This is a genomic window from Pedobacter frigiditerrae, from assembly GCF_032678705.1.
GTDB lineage: Bacteria > Bacteroidota > Bacteroidia > Sphingobacteriales > Sphingobacteriaceae > Pedobacter > Pedobacter frigiditerrae_A.
Genome location: NZ_JAVTSS010000001.1, coordinates 1,839,056 through 1,861,468 on the forward strand (window position 1 = coordinate 1,839,056; position 22,413 = coordinate 1,861,468).

13 protein-coding genes are annotated in these 22,413 nt (G+C 35.8%); 5 read left to right on the forward strand and 8 right to left on the reverse strand.

The window, feature by feature from the left end:
• Positions 1-5: 5 nt before the first annotated feature.
• Positions 6-1,637 carry a fucose isomerase gene (locus tag R2Q59_RS07255; protein ID WP_316784785.1) on the reverse strand — a complete coding sequence of 544 codons (1,632 nt, stop codon included), beginning with the start codon at positions 1,635-1,637 and terminating at the stop codon, positions 6-8.
• 228 nt (positions 1,638-1,865) lie between these two features.
• Between R2Q59_RS07255 and R2Q59_RS07260 the strand changes: the two genes are divergently transcribed.
• Positions 1,866-2,735 (forward strand): AraC family transcriptional regulator, encoded by an 870-nt coding sequence (locus R2Q59_RS07260; RefSeq protein ID WP_316767398.1) that lies wholly within the window; start codon positions 1,866-1,868, stop codon positions 2,733-2,735.
• A gap of 140 nt (positions 2,736-2,875) precedes the next feature.
• Here R2Q59_RS07260 and R2Q59_RS07265 read toward each other — a convergent pair whose 3' ends face one another.
• The 7 genes from R2Q59_RS07265 to R2Q59_RS07295 all read right to left on the reverse strand — a co-directional run bounded on the left by R2Q59_RS07265 (position 2,876) and on the right by R2Q59_RS07295 (position 18,541).
• Positions 2,876-3,808 (reverse strand): dihydrodipicolinate synthase family protein, encoded by a 933-nt coding sequence (locus tag R2Q59_RS07265; RefSeq protein ID WP_316784787.1) that lies wholly within the window; start codon positions 3,806-3,808, stop codon positions 2,876-2,878.
• A 105-nt stretch (positions 3,809-3,913) separates the two neighbouring features.
• Positions 3,914-5,470, reverse strand: a complete 1,557-nt coding sequence (locus R2Q59_RS07270) for a sodium:solute symporter (RefSeq protein ID WP_316784789.1) — start codon at positions 5,468-5,470, stop codon at positions 3,914-3,916.
• A gap of 214 nt (positions 5,471-5,684) precedes the next feature.
• Positions 5,685-9,197, reverse strand: a complete 3,513-nt coding sequence (locus R2Q59_RS07275) for a malectin domain-containing carbohydrate-binding protein (protein ID WP_316784791.1) — start codon at positions 9,195-9,197, stop codon at positions 5,685-5,687.
• Between the two features lie 313 nt (positions 9,198-9,510).
• Positions 9,511-12,339, reverse strand: coding sequence for a glycosyl hydrolase family 95 catalytic domain-containing protein (locus R2Q59_RS07280; protein ID WP_316784792.1), 2,829 nt, complete (start codon positions 12,337-12,339; stop codon positions 9,511-9,513).
• Between the two features lie 172 nt (positions 12,340-12,511).
• The gene (locus R2Q59_RS07285) at positions 12,512-14,098 is read right to left on the reverse strand and encodes a glycoside hydrolase family 28 protein (RefSeq protein ID WP_316784794.1); all 1,587 of its coding nucleotides are present in this window, start codon (positions 14,096-14,098) and stop codon (positions 12,512-12,514) included.
• A 139-nt stretch (positions 14,099-14,237) separates the two neighbouring features.
• Positions 14,238-15,791, reverse strand: coding sequence for an MGH1-like glycoside hydrolase domain-containing protein (locus R2Q59_RS07290; RefSeq protein ID WP_316784796.1), 1,554 nt, complete (start codon positions 15,789-15,791; stop codon positions 14,238-14,240).
• Positions 15,791-18,541, reverse strand: a complete 2,751-nt coding sequence (locus R2Q59_RS07295; RefSeq protein WP_316784798.1) for a hypothetical protein — start codon at positions 18,539-18,541, stop codon at positions 15,791-15,793. Before R2Q59_RS07295 ends, R2Q59_RS07290 begins: the two co-directional genes overlap by 1 nt.
• Before the next feature lie 701 nt (positions 18,542-19,242).
• Here R2Q59_RS07295 and R2Q59_RS07300 point away from each other — a divergent pair.
• The 4 genes from R2Q59_RS07300 to R2Q59_RS07315 all read left to right on the forward strand — a co-directional run bounded on the left by R2Q59_RS07300 (position 19,243) and on the right by R2Q59_RS07315 (position 22,212).
• On the forward strand, positions 19,243-20,007 hold the full coding sequence (locus R2Q59_RS07300) for a glucose 1-dehydrogenase (protein WP_316767414.1): 765 nt from the start codon (positions 19,243-19,245) through the stop codon (positions 20,005-20,007).
• A 10-nt stretch (positions 20,008-20,017) separates the two neighbouring features.
• Positions 20,018-20,866 carry a fumarylacetoacetate hydrolase family protein gene (locus tag R2Q59_RS07305; protein ID WP_316784800.1) on the forward strand — a complete coding sequence of 283 codons (849 nt, stop codon included), beginning with the start codon at positions 20,018-20,020 and terminating at the stop codon, positions 20,864-20,866.
• 194 nt (positions 20,867-21,060) lie between these two features.
• Positions 21,061-21,390, forward strand: a complete 330-nt coding sequence (locus R2Q59_RS07310) for an L-rhamnose mutarotase (RefSeq protein ID WP_316767419.1) — start codon at positions 21,061-21,063, stop codon at positions 21,388-21,390.
• Positions 21,391-22,212 carry an amidohydrolase family protein gene (locus tag R2Q59_RS07315; protein WP_316784803.1) on the forward strand — a complete coding sequence of 274 codons (822 nt, stop codon included), beginning with the start codon at positions 21,391-21,393 and terminating at the stop codon, positions 22,210-22,212.
• The last annotated feature ends 201 nt before the right edge of the window (positions 22,213-22,413 follow it).

Genomic DNA, 22,413 nt, shown 5'->3' on the forward strand with positions numbered 1-22,413 from the left:
GTTAATCAATTTCTTTTTTTAATCAAATTCACATCACCGCAAAAGTGTACGGTTATTCCTAATTCATCCATCGCGGCAGCTTTAACCCTACAAGCTTCATGAGCACTTGCTTCGTAATTTGCATAAACTACTTGAATATGGTTTGCCTTATGTCTAGCCATCATCTGGTCGCGACTAACGCCTTTTAAAACAGCATGCATAATTGGCCATTCTGATGTTGTTTCTTTCCAGCGTCTGTTTGTTTCTTCAATTGGTAAAGCTACAACTTCTCCAACACCTAAATCGCAATGTAAGGCGTTATCACAAACATATACCCTGCTCCAAACTATAAAACCTGGTTTGCTTATTCCTTTAAGTGTTCCGCCTCCCAGTCTGAAATACATTGCTGGCTGTCTATCGCTACTTGCACCTTTATAACCATCTATAAAATGAGCTGCTGGTGCTGCGCCAGAAATTAAGAAAAGCCAAACAAATTCATTGATGCCTTCTACTTTGTAATTTTCTCCCCAACGGATATCATGCAAGGTATTTTCACCTGTCATTCCCAATTCTTTCCATAACTTATAGGTTACCAAAGAATCTAATCCTGCACATTCATCAACTTCATTGAAATGAGGTAAAGCCTGTTTAGCATATAATTCCTTTCCTTCTAGTGAGAAAACTGGTGGCCTATCTTCGTTGTTTAACAAACCTTCTACTAAATCGCTGGCTACAGTTAAATCTTTTAATCCTTGTTGATATTGAATTCCTATGGTATCGCAACTAAATTCATCCGCTATGCGAACCGCTGCGATGTACATTTTGCACTGCTCTAAAGTTTGAGCTTGGGTTAACTCAGTTTGTTCATTGGTTCCCCAATTAAACTTCATCCCTTTTTTTAACAACCAATTTAAAACGGCCTCAGCTTCCTTTTCAGTTACTTGAAGCATTGCTGCATAAAGTGCCGATTGACTTAATCTCTCTTTAAAGAATCCAGTTTTATGCAAAAGTTCATCAGGGATAATGGCATTGTACATTCCCATGCAGCCTTCATCAAAAACACCCATGATGGCTTTTCTGTTCTTTAAGGAACGAGCAAAGGTCCTACCCTTTTTTTCATCGGCTAAAGGAATTTTACTGAGCGCAAAGCTTTTAACGTGACTTTGATCGTAACTGATTTTACCAGTAGACAACCATTCTTGTAAACCATCGGTAAAAAAGTCATCATCAAAGTTCTCACTCCATAATGTGCTATAATTAATTCCGGCTTTAGTTAAGCAGCCATTTAAATTTAGCATACCTACTAACCCTGGCCACTGACCGCTCCAATTTGCAACTGTTAATATTGGACCTTTATGCGTGGTAAGTCCGGCTAGTACATGATGTGAATATTGCCAAACACTTTCGGCTACAATCAAGGGCTGATTTGGGTCGATATCATGGAACACATCCATCCCCATTCTTTGAGAATCTATGAAGCCATGCTTTTTTGTAGAATTGTAAGGGTGAGCACGTTTAACAGTCCAGCCAAATTTCTCAATTGCGGTTGTTAAATTACCTTCCATTTGAAGTTGAGCAGCCCAGCAATTTTGATTTGCCGAGAGCCTTAAATCTCCACTAGAAACTAATACGATTTGCTTTAGTACACCCTGTTTCATAATTCATTACTGAACAAACAATTTATATAAAAAGAGTTTGTCGGTTTATATTTTGGTTATAGCCAAAGAGGCCATATACAAAACTCCACAAAGAAAAACACTATTTTATCTAAGTTTTTACCAAATTAATATAGGATGTTATCATAAAAGCACCTATCTTTAGCTTTTAAGCATATATGATTTGCAAAATTTAGAACCGCTAAAAAAACCAAATATTTATTTTTTACGATGAAACCTCATTTTCACAAAGTTCCAATTACTTTACAAAGTTCGTTCAGTATTCGACATGATATCAAACCAGATTTTGGCAATGTGTGGCACTACCATCCGGAGTTAGAATTGCACTATAACATGAAGGGTGAAGGTGTTCGGTTTATTGGAGATAACATAAGCAATTTTGTGTCTGATGAGATGGTATTATTAGGTGAAAATTTACCTCATACTTGGCGTTGTAAGGAAGAATATTTTCAGAATAATCCGGACTTGAAAGTTGAAGCCATGGTTATCCATTTTTTACCAGATTGCTTGGGTAAACATTTGTTGAATTTACCTGAAGCTTACCTTATCCCTAAGTTATTTGAAAAAGCTAAAAGTGGGATGATAATTCATGGTAAGGCTAAGGAAAAATTAGCAAAGCTGATGGAAGATGCGATTCACGCTACCAACCTAGAGCGTATTATCATTTTATTAACCATTTTAAAAACTTTAGCCGAAACAGACGAATTTGAATTAATTACCAGCAAAAATACATTTTACCAATCTAATGAGTCTGAAACACTAAGGATTAATAAAATCTGTACCTACACCCTATCTAACTACAAAAAAGATATCACTTTAGAAGAAGTTGCTTCCTTAAGTAATTTAAGTATTACCTCTTTCTGTCGCTATTTTAAATTGATGACTAAAAAGACTTATTATGATTTTCTAATTGAGATTAGGGTAAGTCATGCTTGTAGGTTTCTGATAGAGAATAAATTACCCACAGAAATGATTTGTTTTAACTGTGGTTTTAATAACGTTTCTAACTTCTATAGGCATTTTAAAAAGGTTACGGGAATGACACCGTTGGATTATAAGCGGAAGTATTTGAACGAATAGCTTATTGGTTCATTTGTATCATTGGTTCATTAGTTCATTGGTAAATTGACGTCGGCGTCATTTCGACGATAGGAGAAATCTTTGAGATAAGTAAACTAGTAGCTATCTCGTCGCTGCGCTCTGTCGATATGACGAGATCTCTAAATAATCACTTTAATATTAAAGTCATTCAGCAATGCTGTGTAATCCTTAAACAAACTTTCTACTTCTTTAATAACTTGAGGGGTAAACAAACCAACTTCTCTTCTTGTATAAGTTGAAATATTCAATCCTCTTTTTTGAAGGAAATACTTTGATACAATTGGATAAACATTGTGCATGACATCCATATTATCGATGATAAATTGCTGAACCACATCAACTTCTTCAACTAAACTTTCATCATTATAATGGTCGCAAAGCCAAACAATTAATTCTGGAAAGTAATTACCTTGTATACAAGATAAACCTGCAGAGCCAGCTTTTAAGGATTCGACGGCGTGAACCATATAGGCATCATACAAACCAAATTTATGGCCTTGAGTTAGGGCTAATTTCTCTTTGATTTGATTAAGGTCTAAACTTGTGTCTTTGTGATAGATTAATCTATCTGTTGCTACAAATTGTTGCAGCTGACTTGGTTTTAAAACTCTTTTATAAGGAACAGGGCATTCATAAAATCCTAATGGGATGTTATCAGTTTGGCTCAGTAAGTCAAAAACATTGGCATTAAAAACTTCATCGCTATCATTTTCATCTGCTAACAAACTGGTAATTGCAATTACAGCTTCTACCCCTGTATCGTTTACACTTTTCACAAAATCTGCTTGTTTGGTAATTGGCCCACCAAAAGTTCCAGTAGCAATTACCGGCACTTCACCAGCTACCACATTTATCACGTGTTTTATGGCTTGAATTCTTTCCTCATCCGTTAGCTCGAACATCTCGCTCGATAAACAATTGGCAAATAAACCAGCGGCACCAGCCTGTAAATAAACTTCTGTTAATTGTGTAAGTGCAGGATAATCAATATTTCCATTGTTTGAAAAAGGTGTAAGCATTACTGGGATAAATCCTTTTTGTGAGTTTTCCATTCTCTATTTATATTATTTAATGCCTTGAGATAAGCGTCTGAACAACGATTAATTATCAGGGCAAAAATTGTTTAATTTGTTATATACTTAGCATTTAACTTAGTGTTAAGCGCTCTTTTTCTTTATTCTAGTTAAAATTATTCCTGTTAAGAAAATGGTTAAAGTACCAACCACGATAATCATATTCTTATGCAGCGGATTTCTGAAGCTCTCGAACTCTGGCGGTAGTAGATGAGAAAAAGTCATCCAAATAATTACTGCTATCCCAATCATCGTAGCTGTAATTGCTTCGTGATTTTTGGTTTGTCTACTTACAATTCCTAGTAAGAATAAACCCAACATTCCTGCTGCAAAAATCCCTGAAAGCTCCCACCATACATCCAAAATGCTTTTTACTCCTATCATGGCAATTCCTGCTATCATCCCCAACAAACCGAAAACAACTGTTGCGATATGTAAAACCGATAAATTTTGCTTTTCGTTGATATCCTTTTTGAAATATCTTTTATAAATATCTACTGTAAATACTGTTGCAGAAGCATTCATTCCTGAACTTATGGTACTCATTGCAGCAGATAAAATAGCTGAAACAATTAGTCCAACTAAGCCAACAGGAATTTTATTTACCATAAAATGAGGCATGATCTTATCGCCATAATCTGCCGGAACCAATGCATTTTGCACTTTCAATATTTCTGCTGCTGATGCATTTAAAGGCAATCTCTCCACTGCAACTTGGTGTTTAATGGCTAAAATTAAATCTGGATTAACTTGGTAATAAGCATAAAGAGCCGAACCTATCACAAAAAACAACAACGAAGCAGGCACATACAGCCAAACACATAACCAAATTGATTTAGACGCCGCCTTGCTAGATGATGCAGTATGATAACGTTGGATATAATTTTGGTCCATCCCGAAGTTGTTGAGATTGATAAAAAAACCATAAAGCAAAACCACCCAAAAGGAAGAACTGAAAAAGTCTGGAGAAAAATTCCCAAGACTAAACTTATGGTCGGCTTTGCCAATTTCTATCACTTTTGCTACACCACCTGGCATATTTGTAATGATAAGATATAAGATTAAAAGCGCTCCAAAAGTTTTAACCACTGCTTGTACAACTTCAGTCCAAATTACGGCCTCAATACCTCCCATTACCGTGTAGATAATGATACAAATCCCCATCACAATCATGATCATTTGCATTGAATAACCAGTTAAGGCTTGCAAGCTCAACGCAATTCCAAAAAATATAGAACCCATTCTTGCCAATTGCGTTAACAAGAAACAGATTACAGCATAAGCTCTAGCCCAAGGTCCAAACCTATTTTCTAAATGAGTATAAGCTGATATCTCTCCTGTACTTCTGTAAAACGGAACAAAGTATTTTGAGGCAATCCAAGCTGCTAATGGCATTGAAATGCTAAAAACAAATGCATTCCAATTAGTTCCAAATGCTTTTCCGGGTACGCCCAAAAAAGTATTGCTACTTAAAAACGTTGCATAAATTGATAACCCTATCGCCCATCCAGGGATAAGTCCAGAAGCTTTTGTAAACTGTTCTGAATTTTTATTCTTTCGCGAAAAATAAACGCCAACCAATATCATCCCTACGAGATAAATTACGATTATTGCTAAATCTAGAATCGGGAGACCCTTCATTTCTGGTTGTTCGTTTATAATTGGTTAAAACAAATATCACTGCATAAGTAGCAGTTTTCATATCGAATTTTACCTAGGTATTGTAGTATATTATCTTGTTGGGATTTAGTTCAAGATGCAAAATATTTAAATAGCCGTCACCCTGAATTTATTTCAGGGTCTTACTTGCAAGGCAGATGCTGAAATAAATTCAGCATGACGAACTTTCTAGAAATCACTGCACATCAAGCGCATCTACAAACAAACCTTTAGTTTCTGTTGCGATAATCCGTAATAAATAAGCACCTGCATTAATCATACTCCCAGTATTGGTGTTTAAATAATTCCACTTACCTTCTTTTGTTGGGGTAAATTCTACTAGTTCTGTTTTCATCAATGTGCCATCTGCTGATAAAAATTCAAGCTTTGCTTTAAGATTTTGTTCAAATGGATTATGATATTTGATGGTAAGTGAATAAATATCAGCAACTCCTGTGTTTATTTTCCATTCTAAAACATTGCTTTCATTAGCTTTAAAAACAACTCTAGGTTTGCCCATTAAATCTTCTTTTGCTAAGCCATTGCCTTTTAAGGTAGCGTCTGTTGCTTTATAAGTTGTTACTGATTTTAAATCGTAAGCTGGTTCTAAATTAGTTGGAGGCACAACCGCAACTGAATACATTTGAGTATTTAAACCTTTTTGACCGAGTTTAATTTCATCGCCCTTGGCAAACCTTTTACGAAATACATTGAATTTTGTACCCGTACTGTTAATTACGATTGATTTGGTGTCTTCATAGTCAGCAAACCAACCTAGCTTCGCTTTTTCATCAGCAATTACAAAAACATCAGCCGATGCTGTAATTTTAAATGAGATGTTTTTATTAACTCTATTTGAAGTTTTTACATATTCTGAACCAAATAAGTTAGATGGTAACGAAGTAAATTCGATGAGTTCATCGTTGTATTGTTTATCTCCAATATCTAACCAAGTTGATTTTTCAATATCGTTTGAGTATTCAATAATCGAATTATCCTGTGGACCTAATTTGATTTTACCATTTGTTGTTGCTAGAGCAATTGCCGAAATTACAGCTTGCCCTACTTTAACTTGCGGAAAAGAAACAACTAATTGTCTAGCCTTGCAAAATACCTTAACTGTCTTTTTTAAAACTTTATTGGTTCCAACTTCTGCCCAAATGTCTAAATCTTTAATAACCGTTTTATCATTGATAGCTACATCAAATAAGCGCATTCCTTTTGCATCTATTCCCCCTCCAATACCTAACCAAGGCTCAACAAAGTACAATTCGACTAAATATTCTCCATCTGCAGGAATTGGGAATTGAAATTTCAGCTGGTCCCTTCCATACCTAAAGGTTTGAAATAATTTCCAATCTGATGTTCCTTTTATTGGGTCAAAAGTTCGTCGCTGACTAGCAAAAAAAGAAGGAACGCCAGGGAAATTGGCCGTCCAAGATGTTGAACCATACGCACCTATTTTGGTGTCTGCTTGCTGGTCATCAATCCATATCTTCCCAAACTGGTCTGTATAACTTGGTCCACCAGCATTTAAGCGATATAAATAATGATAGCCTTTTGCAGGTTCGGCAATGTTTGAATTACTTATTAAACTTTTAAAATTCGGTGCTTTTGGCAAGTTGTTTAACACGATATAATCCTCTGCAACAACCTTTCCATTTACATAACCTACAGCGTAAAGTACATTGTATTGGATATTTGGCTTGTTCCATTGAAAATGAGAGCCAATTCCTTTTCTAGTTCTTTTACCTAGCGATTGCTGATTAACATCATTAAACAATTCAACTTCATCGCAGTTCGAATAAACCGTAATGCTATCTTTTATGCCTGTTGTTGACCAGCGATTTGGCCAAGTATGCGAAACAATATAAACCATTGGGTCGGTTTGTTTAGGTGCATAATTTGCCCTGAACATATAATAAACATCAGTGGGTTCTTCCCAAGGCGTGTACATTCCTTTGTAATTTACCGGACCAACCCTATCCAAATCCCTCAAACCTTCGCCTCCTTGTATCCTACCTGGATTATCATGAGAACTGTACAACCAGAAGTAATGACCAGCCGTTTTATCCTTTACACTTTCTGCCAATCGAACTTTGGTTTCCATTAGCTCGGCCATGTAATTTTCGGTATGCGTTGGGTTTTTAATTTGAAGGTCTGATGTATGTAAATCCAACGTTCTCCAAGCGCCATATTCGCCTACCAAAACTTGTTTTTGCAAATCATCGCCATAGGTTAAAGGATTACCCCCGTAAGTGCCTGTCCAGTTTTGCGGCACGTCCCAATCGGTTCCCTTACCACCATTACAAGTAGTTACTTTACGTTGTGATGAGGCTGTAGGGTCTAATTCCCTAATCAACTCAGTGCATTCTTTTGCAAAATCTTCGGGTAATGTACTTTCATTTTCTAAGCCCCATAACACAACTGACGGACTATTTCTTCGTTCCTTAACCCAATCTGTTAATAAGGCTTTAAAGTTTTTCCTAAACTCAGGTGTGTCATACCAAATGTGGGCCGCCATTTGAGTCCAACTTAAGATGCCCAATTTATCCCAATATGTTTGGTAAAGTAAATTATGTGGTTGGTGCGCATCGCGGAAGGCATTAAAACCTGCAGATTTAATTTGCATTACACGAGAACGAATTTGCTCGTTACTAAAAGCGTGACTTTGACCAATTAAATGTTCATATTCTGCAATTCCATTAATAAAAACTGGCTTTCCATTCAGTAGAAATACTTTCTGATTGGCTTTATCGCCTATTGGCCAACTGACCCATCTTATGCCATAAGGTGTTTTCAATTCGTCTACAAACTTTCCCTTTTCTATAATTTTAGTTTTAACTGTATACAAATATGGATTTTCTATCGACCACAATTTAGGATTGAGCAGCTTATCAGATTGTTGATTTATCACTAAATCCTTTCCAGCAGCAATCTTTTCAATACGTTTTAACTCTTTTACTACTTTACCATTTGCATCTACCAACTGGTTGATGATTGTTATGTTTTTAGAAGAACTACCGTAGTTTTTTACCGTAGTTTCAAAATTTAGCACAGCTGATTTTTCTGAAATTTTATCATCATTCCAAATGTGCACACCAAAAGGCTCAATCCTTACATCATTTGTAACGATGAGATGCACTGGTCTAAAAATTCCCATCGGTTGTGAGCCTTCAGAAAAACCTCTTTCTGTTGAGCAACCGCCATCCACCCAAGGTAAATCTTGAATATTTGCAGGATGGTCTGCTCGAACAGCCAATAAATTTTCTTTGTTATTGAGTTTGATAATTGAAGTTACATCCAGGGTGAAAGTTGTTCTTCCACCTGCGTGATAGCCAACTTTTTTACCATTTAGCCAAACTGTAGCATAAGAACCTACGCCTTCAAAATATAGAAAGAAGCGCTTTCCTGTTTTAACATCGTTGCTTTTAAAGGTTTTTCTGTACCACGCATAACCGTGTTTATTGCCGTGTAGTTTTCTTTGGTAACCTTCGTATTGGTCCCAATTATGTGGAACATTTACTGTTTTCCAACTGGCTAATTTATATGTGCTATTTTCAAATCCATTATAAGCATTGATGTTTTTTTCATCAGCTATGCTTAGCCAATTTGCATTGAGCAAAATATCTTTACGGATGTTTTGTGCAAATGCTTTTGGAGCAAATGACAGGAGAAGAATAACTATTGATACTTTTATATTTTTCATAAATAAACATTATGCGTCATTGCGAGCTTTCGATTCTTTATCGAAGCGAAGCAATCTGCTCTGTGCATTGGACCAAAGTATGCCTTGCTTGCAGAGCTCTTCATCCTGCCCACTAGCAGATTGCTTCGTACCTCGCAATGACGGCTATGTTTGTGCGTCATTGCGAGGCTCCTTCAGCCAAAGCAATCTGCTGGTGTGGTGGGAAATTAATTAATCCCCTTACTTGCCCCCCGCTCTTATCCCGCCCAATAGCAGATTGCTTCGTTCCTCGCAATGACGCTCTTTAGTCATCGTGCATTCTCGTAATGACGATTTATTTTATAGCCTTTAAATCTCCATTCAACTTATAAACCTCTCCCTCTTTTGTAGCTATGCTAATGGCTTGATTTTTATAGCGAAGCTTACAAGTTCCACCGACCTTAGATTTCACTTCAACATTTTCCAGTTTTCCATTATTCCATTTTAAATTCAGCTCAAATCCGCCTCTTGCTATAATTCCTTTAACTTCTCCAAACGGAATGGCATCTGGTAATGCTGGCAATAAATCAACATATCCTTGGTGACTTTGCACTATCATTTCAGCAATCCCAGCAGGAGCTCCGAAATTTCCATCAATTTGAAATGGAGGATGCGCATCAAAAAGATTAACATAAGAACCAGAAACTCCTTCACCTGCTGGCTTCAATAACATTTTAACTAAGGTCATGGCGTGATTACCGTCCTTAAATCTAGCCCAATAGTTAATTTTCCAAGCTAAACTCCAACCCGTGGCATCATCTCCGCGATATAAAAGTGATTGCTTAGCCGCTTCCATCATCTTTGCATCTTTATCCCAAGTCACATCGTTACCTGGATAAACACCCCACAAATGCGAAACGTGGCGATGTTTGTTCGTTGTATCATCTTTATCGGTTAACCACTCTTGCAACTGCCCATATTTACCAATTTGATTGGGTGCTATTTGTTTCACCTTTGTTTGTAATGACTTCCTAAAAGCATCATCAACTGCTAAGTTTTCTGAAGCAGTTATACAATTATTAAACAATGTTCTAATAATCTGATGGTCCATTGTTGGTCCTGCAACTAAACCACCATTTTCTGGCGAATTGGATGGCGTACTAATTAACCAGCCAGTTTTTGGGTCTTTTACCAAGAAATCTTCAAAAAATTGAGCAGACTTTTTCATTACTGGATAAGCTTCTTCTTTTAGGAACTTTTTATCTCCAGTATACAAATAGTGTTCCCACAAATGCTGACTTAGCCATGCTGCACCTGTTACCCAAATTCCGTGATTGGATGCGTTGATTGGCGCCGTACCATTCCACAAATCTGTATTGTGATGTAGAACCCAACCATTTGCATTATAATACTCCTTTGCTGTTTCGGTTCCTTTAATGGTTAATGCTTTTATTTTACTAAACAAAGGCTCGTTTAAAGCAGTTAAGTTTAACATCTCCGTTGGCCAATAATTCATTTCTAAATTGATATTGGTGGTGTATTTACTTCCCCATGGTGGAGACAATAAATCATTCCAAATGCCTTGTAAGTTTGCTGGCTGACCTCCTGGCCTCGAACTAGAGATTAACAAATACCTGCCATATTGCATATACAAAGCCATAAATGCTGGGTCGTTGGCTTTTGCAAACTTTACTAAGCGCTCATCAGTTGGTAGCTTTGCATTTTCAGATGTTCCAAAATTAACATCTAAGGTTTTATAATAGCTTTGATATTCTTTGATGTGAGCTTGTTTAACGGACTCAAAAGGAGCCCCTAACAACCCAATTTCACGAACTGAGTTAAACAATTCGGGATTACCCGAGACATCGTCTGCATTTACAAAATTAGTTCCAGCAGTTAAGTACAAAGTCACTTCATCAGCATTGCTTATACTTAATTTTTGATTAACGATTTTCAGCGTTCCATTTTTAACCATAGCTGTTAAACGGCTTTCTCCTTTTAAAGCACCATCTTTAACTTGTACTGAAATGGAGATGGTATTTTTATTTACAACCCTTACAATTGAATGTAAATGTGGACTAGACAAACCTGCATCAAAACTGATAGATTTTGGTTTACTAGCTGATAATTTAATAACTACAGCTTGATTTGGCTGACTGGCAAAGTATTCCCTTTTATAATCTACTTTGTTTAAAGTATAGGTTGTGGTTGAGATAGCAGTTGTTAAATCAAGTGTTCTTTTATAGTTTGAAACCGCAGATTTAACATTTTTGAAATACAAATTTAAATCGCCAAATGGCTGATAACTGGCTTGGTATTGAGGCGTTGCTGGTGGCTCTTCATTCTGAATTTTATACTTCCATTTTTTTACCAATGAAACTCCATTTTCAATAGTAGAACCAACTGGATAAACTCCAATATGCCTTGTAGTGTCTTTGTAACCCGAGATTCCGCCTTTATCGTAATAGTTTAAAACCTGTATGGCGATGGTGTTTTTTCCAGTTTTTATCAGCTTTGCTGGAATAGTATATTTTCTAGGCTCTAAATTATCGGTGTTACCAACCAATTGACCGTTGATGTAAGTGAAATCTTGGTCGCGAATTCTGTTTAAATCTAACACCAAGTCTTTTCCTGCCCAATTTTCAGGCACATCAAAAGTAGTTCTGAACCAAACAGCGCCATCCAAATTATTTAATCCTACAGTTTCCCAACCTTCATAAGATGGAACTTGTAGCGTTTTCCAAAGTTTATCATCGTAATTTTCTAAAGCTGGATTTCCTGTAATTCCTTTTCCAGCTTTCATTTCTGACACCCATTTTGCCTTATCTCCAGCTTCACTTCTTAAGCCCATAAATTCAGCTCCCGCTAAAGCCTCCGCTTCTTTTTGTTTACCTTCAAAAAGCAATCTTCTTATTTCTGCAAGGTACTTTGATGCTCCTTTTTTATTGTAATTTCTAGGTTTACCCGACCATAACGTTTCTTCATTAAATTGGATACGGTCTTGAGCAACCCCAGCGAAAATCATTGCTCCTATTCTTCCATTTCCAATCGGTAAAGCATCAGTCCATTTTTCTGCAGGTTTATTATACCAAAGGTGATGGTCGGTTTGGCCGAATACTTGAATGTTGCTTAAGGTGATAAGCAAGAATAATGTGAAGAAAATACGTTTGGTATGATTGTTCATTTTTTATTAATGTTTATCATCATTGCGAGAGCTTGCTCCGATATTTCAGAGGTCGATTTTTCATCGCCCGAAGCCTGCCTACTGGCAGGCAATCCGCTTTGTGTTAGGTTTTCTAATTTGCCATCGCTCAAAATCAGATTGCTTCGTTCCTCGCAATGACGCACAATTGTCATTATTTATCTCCAGAAATAACAGTAATTTCTTCCTTCACCTCAGCCTCTTTTTTAACAGGGGTTTTAGCATTTCTAAAATTGTTATTGCCCAAGCTGATATTCTTTGTTTCTGCACCACTTAAACGTAAATAAGTGGTTGTTCCTACAAATGGGTTAGCATTATAAATAAAAGCATCGTTTACATTTCTCAAATCTAAAATTGGTGAATTTGCTAAAGGTGTGTAACTTTTTACATTATCAATGGTAAGGTAGTTTACTTTACTAGCTTTAATAGGTGCACCAATTTCTGTATTAATTTGCACATTGTGAAATTCAATTCTACTTGAATTCGTGATATCAAAACCAGATTTTGCATCTAAATTGATATCGCTAAATGTGATGTTTTCAATCGGCATTTCTTCCAATCCATTTAAATAAGCGGCTTGATTTACTTGCCCAGTGATATTGCTAAAATGTATATTTCTAAATCTAGGCGTACGTTCAGAAACAGGCTCAACCGTTGTTTTTGCATATTGCAAATCTAAAACGATGGCTTGGTCTCTAATGTTTTTCATCACAATGTTACTGACCCTTATTTCCTCCACAATTCCACCTCTACCCCTCGCAGATTTAATTCTGATACCTCTGTCAGTACCATCAAAAACACAGTTAGCAATGGTGATTTTCCTCACATCGCCACTCATTTCACTGCCAATTACCACACCTCCGTGACCAGATAACATGGTACAGTTAGTGATAGTGTGATTTTCTGCTGGAGTAGCCATTTTTCTACCCGGTCCATCCTTACCAGATTTAATGGTAATACAATCATCTCCTACACTAATATGGCAGTCTGAAATATGAACATTTTTACAGGATTCTGGATTGATACCATCCGTGTTTGGTGCATTTTTAGCAGGATTAAAAATAGTTACACCATATATTTTTATATTTTCACAGAACTCTGGATTAACTGTCCAAAATGGGGAGTTTTGAATAGTTATGCCTTCTATAATAATATTTTTGCTGTACATGAACTGAATAAAAGGTGGACGTAAAAACCCTCTTTTCATTTGTTTGGGGTCATCTGGCAAAAGAATATCCTTGTTTAATTCATCAAATTTCAGTTGCCATTTAGAACGAGCTTGACCCTCTTTATAACCTTCTACGAAATCCCACCATTTTTTACCATGTCCATCAATAATTCCTCGTCCCTTAATAGCGATGTTCTCGGCTTTGTAAGCATAAAAAAGTGGCGAAAAGCTAGTTACATCAACACCTTCGTACCTACTTTTAACCATTGGTAAATATTGGTCAAAATCATCGCTAAAATGTAGTTCGGCGCCTGCATCAATTAAAATGGTAATGTTACTTTTTAAATGAATTGGTCCGGTTAAGTACTTACCTGCCGGGAAATAAATTGTACCACCTCCTTTTTTTACAGCAGCGTCAATAGCGTTTTTGATGGCCGTTGTGGCGAGTTTACTGCTATCATTTTTTGCACCGTAAGTGAGCACATTGTAATAGTTTTGCGCATTTGCCGATATGCTCAAGCTTGTTATTAAAACAAAAAGGATAGTTTTTAATATGTTGATGTTTTTTTTCATTTAATATTTGTAAAATTTGCCGTCATTGCGAGAACCAATTTTTCATTGGTTCGTGGCAATCTGCTGGTGTGATGGGCTTATCCTAGTTATCCTCCCCACTAGCAGATTGCTTCGTTCCTCGCAATGACGCACTTGGTTTTTACTTCATTTTAATTTTAACAGGTTTCAAATCATCAGTTTTGTAAAGCAACTTGCCATTTACATAAATCTGAAATCCTTTTCCTTTATTATATTTCTTACCTGTTTTATCCCAAAGTAAGGTAATCGTTTTATCATGATAAGAAATTCTATCCAACATGAACCAATCCCATTGTCCTTTCGGAATTAATGGATAAACTTCTAAAACATTATCTTCACGAGGTTTAAAACCAATTAAATCATTAATTACTAAATCAGCAAAAGTAGAATGATTGTAAAAACTACTTCTCGGATTATCGCCTTTTAACCACTCACCATTTTTCTCATCCTGATATTCACCAATATATGGTTTGCCGTTTTTGGTGTGTGATTTAGCATATAATTGCAATTCATTATAAAATACTTTTGGAGTCATCTTACCATGGTTTTTATAATTAACCAATAGGTTCGATAATCCTTTTAAAGTCTGCGAAGTTGCAAATGGCCATAAAGCGCCATCCCATTCGCAACTATGCCCTGTACCACGAGTTCTAAAAGTGGGTTCTCTTCTTTCGGCTGTTGTTAATCCCCAAGGCGATTTAAATCCGCCAGTGTCTAATAATTGGTCCCAAGCTTTGGCGTAATTTGCATTATCATCTGGTAAATTAAAATCCCAAGGAATAAAACCAATTGCTTCTCTGGCTTTTGCCAATCCGCCTTTTGCATACCTAGTCTTAAAGAACGAAGTAGAAGCATCCCACAAACTATCTTGCACCAGTTTTTTCAATATGGCTTGTTTCGACTGGTATTTTTGTTTTAAAGCCTCATTCTTCAACAAGGTTGAAATATTGACTAAAGCCTTTGCATTAGCATACATGTAACTGTTAATGGTTGGACGATTGTTTTGGTCTTTTCTCGAACCACTCACAGACTCTTCCATCCCATCTTTTACGTCGTGCTGCCAAAATAAACCATTTTTAACCTGTCTTTCTGTTTCCCATTTGGTGTAATCTGCATCCAAGGTGGGAAGAATACTTTTCAAAAACCCCACATCAGGTTTTACCAAATAATTCTGATAAACGGCATCATCTACCCAACTGCTAAATTGATGGAAACGTTGTTTCGTCTGACCTACATCTGCTTTATACAACCAAAAATTGATATACTCTTTTAAATAGCTATTGTTTTTTAACCATCTACCCTCGTAAATATGGTGACCTAAAGCACAGCTGATGGAATTGTATTTCCCGGCGTGTTTTACTGGTTCAATAAATTCTGTGAAAATGAAACCTTCTGGTGTTTTAACCAAATGCTTTCTGAAAGTCCACCAACGATAGTAATAATTTTGCTCAATAATTGGATCTGGACAATCTAACAAAGGCACATTTGCCGACAGCCAATCAAACGCTTGTGCATTAGGCACGAAGTTTTTAACAGCTTCTGTATCAATTTTATTAAAGTAAGTTACATACTTTTTCAGTTTAGCTGTACTTAGCAATTGTTTTTGCTGAGCGTAACTAGTTATTGTTATAAAAAGCAATAACAAGGTTGATAATATTTTCTTCTCTTTATTCATTATTCAAATAGCCAATCTATGTCTCTCCCACGACCATCGAGACCTGCATTAAAAATTCTTAATTCTTGTTTATCGTCGATAAAACCTAAAACCAAACAAGCGCCTTTACTTAAGTTTAATGTGTGTGTACCAGCAGCAAATGAATAAGCGTGAATATTTACTGGCGGAAAACCATTTACAATTATTCCATTAGAAATCTTGATTTCAGATTGTCCGTAGTTGTTTGCGCTTGCGTCTATCTCTAATTGTGGCGCAGGAGAATATTTAGGGTTTTTCTCATTAAAGAAACCAATCAATAACTTAACAGGAGTTTTTGTAGTAAACTTAATTTCTGTTCCACTAGTCATTTGTTGTTTCTTAGCAAACTGAATTCCTTTTAATCCAATTAACTTCTCAGTAACCTCTTTTATTTGAGAAATAGTATCAGAAAACACAACTGCAGATTTACCAATTTTATAAGTAGAATTGTTAGCAAGCAATTGTACATCAGCATTTTGGAATTGCACAATTGGCACAACCGGCCCAGGTTTAAGCGATTTTAATGAATCGATACTTTTTTTGAAATGGTTTAATTCTTTGGTGTAAACTGGCAACATTTCTTTCCAATGGATGAAAGTTTTATCGACCCCACGCATTGGAATTTTACGTTGTTTAGTTTGCATACTGTTCGCATATAAGTACTCATTTTCAGTCAGTTTAACCAATTCAGCATAATAATCAACACTCTTTTCTAGAGATGGTAAGGCTTTTTCCAAATCCTCGACTTTGTTAGAATATTTGAACCTTAAAATCCATAAGGCACTTTTAACCTTTTCTGCATAAAAATTTGCCATTGCATCATAACAATACATGTCATTTTTAAGCCTTCTAAATCCTTCCTTATCTTTTGTAACAGCAGTTGATGCCTGATTAATTGATGCCAAAGCTTTTTTTCCGTGTTCTACAACTTCTTTTGCAATTTGAACAGGTGTTTCGCCAATGTGTGGTTGTTTATTCCAGTCTTTCTCAGCATATTCGATAATCATTTCTCCCTCAGGAGCTTCAGATTCATACATTAAGGTAAATAAACCATAACGGAAAGGATTAATCAACTGTGTCATCAACATCCCTAAGGTTAAAGTCTGACGGTTACCATCGGTGATGCCATAACGCCTTAACAGTTTTGGAGAAATCTCACCAGCTTCTTCATAAGCGTTTAAAATCGCCTTTCCAGAACTTAGGTTAGTACCATATTTATTGGCTAACTGATTGCCCCAATAATTAATTTCATCGTTTCTATTGCGATTAGGATTCCAAGCATATCTTGCCCATTCTTTGTACCAAATCCAGTCTCTATCTACTTGTAATTGTCTTTTCGTGATTTTATCAGCAGTAAAAGGCCAATCCCAATAACCAGATTGTGGATATAAATGCAGACCTTTTGCTCCGTAGATTTTATCCATTGCCTGTACCGATTTCTGGATGAAATCTGCCGAACCATATCTAAAAGGCTCCAAATTCGCTAGAATGTGTACGTTAGAAATATTCATTGTACCAATTCTGCTCAACGTTCTATTTAGCTCTGCCCAAGCACCTCTTGGCCCATAAGTGGTTAAAGCTTCTCCATTAAATTTATTCTCGGTATATAAATTTTTGTAAATCGGTAATGCAGCTTTCATCACCGCTGGTGCGTCTGTGTCATGTGCACGTAAAACGATTGGCGGTTCTTCTTTTATGCCAGCAGCCTTTAAACCATCTTTTACACCAGGGATTATGGTTTTTGTAAACCAATCAATATCATCCTGCCCAACACCTTCCATCGCTTCACCTAATGCCACCATTATACCCACATTTGGATATTTCTGTACAAAGGCAGCAATAGATTTTTGCGTATAATCTGCAATTAAAGGAATGATTGGGCGATTTCTATCTTGAGTTTTTAAGTTATGTTTTTCGGCAAAAGGTTTTGGGATGATGATGTTATAAAACATTTGAATGACCCATATCCCACGTTTATCAGCCTCTGCCGTTAAAAAACGAAACATTTCTTCGTTCTTTTTGAATGTAGCTTCGTCAACCTCTAAAGCTTCAGGATAATCTTTTAGTTTTACTAAGGATGAAAAAGGATGGCCATTCCATAAATACAACGAGTTGAAACGGTTGTCAACCATCATATCTAAATACTTAACCCATAAAGCTTTATCATAAAACCAAGGAAAAGATTCTGGTGTATATGGATATTCGTAAACATCCCTCCCAGGCAAATAATCTGGTTTTTGCAAACCGATACAAGTTCCCCTTAATACCATTTGCGGATGGTCAATTATGGCAAGCTGAGATGGAATTTTTCCGCCAGCTGCGATTTTCTCACTTAAATCTATACAACCATACAAAGCACCTGAGTTATCTGCACCTATAATATATAACGTACCATCTTTATCATACGAAGTTAAAAAACCTTCTTTGCCTGCACTTATAGCTTTATCTTTTAATGCTGATGGGTAGAGTTTTGCTAAAACCCTGTCTTCGGCTGTGCCAATTACTATGGCTAACTTACCTTTGGCTATCTTTTCGTTGTAGTTGATTGTTTTTAACTTAATCTCGTAACCAGCTTTTGTTAAAGCATTCACCAGCCTACCAACACCAAACTTTACACGTTGGGCATCTTGTAACGAAACATAAATTGTTTTGCTTTCCTTTAAAAGAGTTGCTGCTTCTGAAAAGAGCGGAGCGCAAAATAATAGGGAAATGAATATTAGAAAATTTCTCATTCAATTTGGTTCAAGCGCTTAAACTTTCAAAGTTTAAACTATATTTGGTTCAACAATATTGTTTAAATATAAAAACAACATTCAAATATAAGTAAATCAATATTTTGTTTAATGTAATATTTCTGCAAGTTAATGTAGCATATTAGCATTTGAATTTTGCAATTTCAGAAAAACTTTAATTAAACATTAGATTAATTATTACGACAATTACTATGATAGTTAAAACACCGACAAAACAGTTGCTATAATCTTCAGCATCAAACAAATCATATCGTTTCATTTTTTTTGGCTCATATTTTAACCCAAGAAAAAAACAAGAAACTTGTTTAATCCATTTGCCCAGATTTGCTAATAATAAGCTACCTAGTACGTAAATAATTATTTCACCTAAAAAAGCCATGAAAAATCTCAACTTATGCCCTATAATAAATATGCCAATATAACATAATACTTAGGCAATAAAATACAATTAAAAATATCCAATTACTGTTTTATTTGTAAACTTGGATAATTATAAGCCGATATGATTAATATGTATTGACTATCCATCATATAGGCTTGAACGATTTGCTAGCGTTAACGATAGAAGCGGCATCCTTTTTGGCTGTCATCCTGAGCTTGTCGAAGGACAGCTAAAAAGATATAGCGGATAGCGTGTTAAAACGCCCAAATAATTTTAGAATATTAAACTAAATATAAATATGTTTTCATTACAAGGCAAAAAAGCAGTTGTAACAGGCGGAGGAAGTGGAATTGGGAAAGCAATTGCAACTATATTAGCTAAACAAGGTGCCGAAGTGCACATTATAGAATTGGGTATTGAACAAGCTTCGGCTTCGCTAGAAGAAATTAAAAATGCAGGTGGAAAAGCTTTCAGCTATGCTTGCGATGTGGCTAATCACCAAGCTGTTGTTGATACTTTTAAAACAATTGGTGCGATAGACATTTTAATCAACAATGCAGGAATTGCACACGTAGGAAAAGTAGACACCACATCAGAAACTGATTTTGATAGGGTGATGAATGTAAACGTAAAAGGTGTTTACAACTGTTTACATGCTGTTATTCCTCAACTTCGTTTAGCTGGCGGAGGTGTAATTATCAATATGGCATCAATAGCTGCTTTAATCGGATTGCCAGACCGTTTTGCTTATAGTGCCGCAAAAGGAGCTGTAAAAGCTATGACAATGAGTATTGCCAAGGATTATATCAATGAAAATATCAGATGTAATTCCATTTCGCCAGCAAGGGTTCACACGCCATTTGTTGATGGGTTTTTACAGAAAAATTATCCAGATAACATTCCTGAAATGTTCGAGAAATTATCAAAATCACAACCAATTGGAAGAATGGGCAAGCCTGAAGAAGTTGGTGCTTTGGCTTTATTTTTATGTAGCGACGAAGCCTCTTTTATAACAGGATGCGATTACCCAATTGATGGTGGATTTACAACTTTAAATAATTAAATTATACAGAATGAAATTAATAAGATTTGGCGAAGCTGGAGCTGAAAAACCAGGCGTAATTATAGATGAGAAATATTACGATGTATCTAGTTTGGTAAGTGATTATGATGAAAAATTTTTCGCTGGTGATGCCATCACAAAACTAGCTGAGGCTATTAAAACTGCTAATTTACCTGAAGTTGATAAAAGCGTAAGATTAGGTGCTGCTTTAGCTCGTCCTTCTAAAATAATTTGTGTTGGGTTAAATTATAAAGACCATGCTGCAGAAACAAATGCGGCAATTCCAACTGAACCTATTTTATTTTTTAAGGCAACTACTGCTATTGTTGGTCCGAATGATGATTTGGAAATCCCTAAAAACAGTGTAAAAACTGATTGGGAAGTGGAACTGGCTATTGTTATTGGTAAAAAAGCTAAATATGTTGAAGAGGCTGATGCTTATGACCACATTGCCGGTTACGTTTTACATAACGATTATAGCGAACGTGAATTTCAATTAGAAAGAAACGGGCAATGGGTAAAAGGTAAAAGTGCTGATACTTTCGCTCCTATCGGACCATTTATTGCAACACCTGATGAAATTGCAGACGTACATAATCTTCGCCTTTGGCTAACCGTAAATGGAAAAACCTTGCAAGACGGAAATACAAGCAACTTGATTTTTAATGTTCCTTTCATGATATCTTATATCAGTCAGTTCATGACTTTATTACCAGGAGATGTGATTACAACTGGAACACCAGCTGGAGTTGGATTAGGTCAGAAACCTACACCTTGGTACTTAAAACCTGGCGATGTTGTGGAGTTGGGAATAGATGGATTGGGAAGTAGTAAACAAAACGTTAAAGCATACCAATAAAAATTGTCGTCATTGCGAGGGTCGATTTTTCATCGCCCAAAGCAATCTGCTGATGTGGTGGGTTCTAATAAATATTTTTTGTAATTTAACAACCTAATCTGAGATGCAATGATAATTTTTGACAAATTCTATTAAACGTTGTTATATAGTTTTCAAAGTATCAAATTTCAAAATCGTAAATCTAATATTAAATCATGGATAGATACTGTTTTACCCTCGACCTTAAAGAAGACAAAAAATTAATTGAAACTTACAAACAGTACCATAGGTCTGTTTGGCCAGAAGTGAAAGATAGTTTAAAGGATGTTGGCGTTATAAACTTAGAAATCTATTTATTGGAGAATCGCCTTTTCATGATCATGGAAGTTGATGATGATTTCACTTTCGAACAAAAAAGGAAAGCCGATTTAGCAAACTCAAAAGTACAGGAATGGGAAAAATTGATGTGGAATTTTCAACAAGCATTACCATGGTCAAAAGCTGGAGAAAAATGGGTAATGATGGACCAAATATTTGAGTTATAAATGATTGATAGTCACGTTCATTTTTGGAATTTTGACCCGATTAGAGATAATTGGATAACTGAAGACATGGGTATAATCAGAAATGATTTCATGCCAAAAGACATTTCAAAAACTTACAGCAAAATTGATGTAACAGGTTGTGTTGCCGTGCAAGCCAATCAGAGTGAAAGCGAAACCGAATTTTTACTTGGTCTAGCTAGTCAAAATTCGATTATAAAAGGCATAGTTGGCTGGACAGATTTAAAGGCTAACAACCTAACCGAAAGGTTAACTCATTGGAAACAATTTTCATTAATAAAAGGTTGGCGACACGTTTTACAGGCAGAGCAAGATGATTTCATTTTAGATGACCAATTTGCTAAAGGTGTTAAAATCTTAAATGAATTTGGTTACACTTATGATTTGTTGTGTTACCACACACAGTTAAATACCATAAATAAATTGGTAGACAAACTATCCAACCAACCCTTAGTTTTAGACCATTGCGGCAAACCAGATGTAAAAACTCAAGCTTTAAAAACTTGGGATGATAACATTAAAATCTTGGCCCAGAACCCAAATGTTTATTGCAAGATATCAGGCCTGTTAACAGAAGCTGATTGGTATAATTGGACAGAACCTGAGGTTTTTAATTGTTTTGATGTGATATTTAAACATTTTGGAACCAATAGAATTATGTATGGAAGCGATTGGCCTGTTGTTTTAGTCAGCAGACCATATACAGATTGGTTTAACTTGGTTAACAAATATGTTTCTCAATTTACCGAAGAAGAAAAGATGAAGATTTTTGAAGGGAATGCAGCAAAATTTTATAAAATATAAATTTTTGAAAAATTGAATTTGAAGTATCGTCATTCCCACGAAGGTGGGAATCTTAAAGCGTAATAAATTTTAATAGTTAGCGCATTACGATGCCCAGTCAAGCTGAGCATGACGAATACTAAAAACAGCAGAATAGCACAGGACGGAAAATAAAATATAAAACATTAGTTTTCCGCTTTTAAAACAAGGTCTGATATAGAC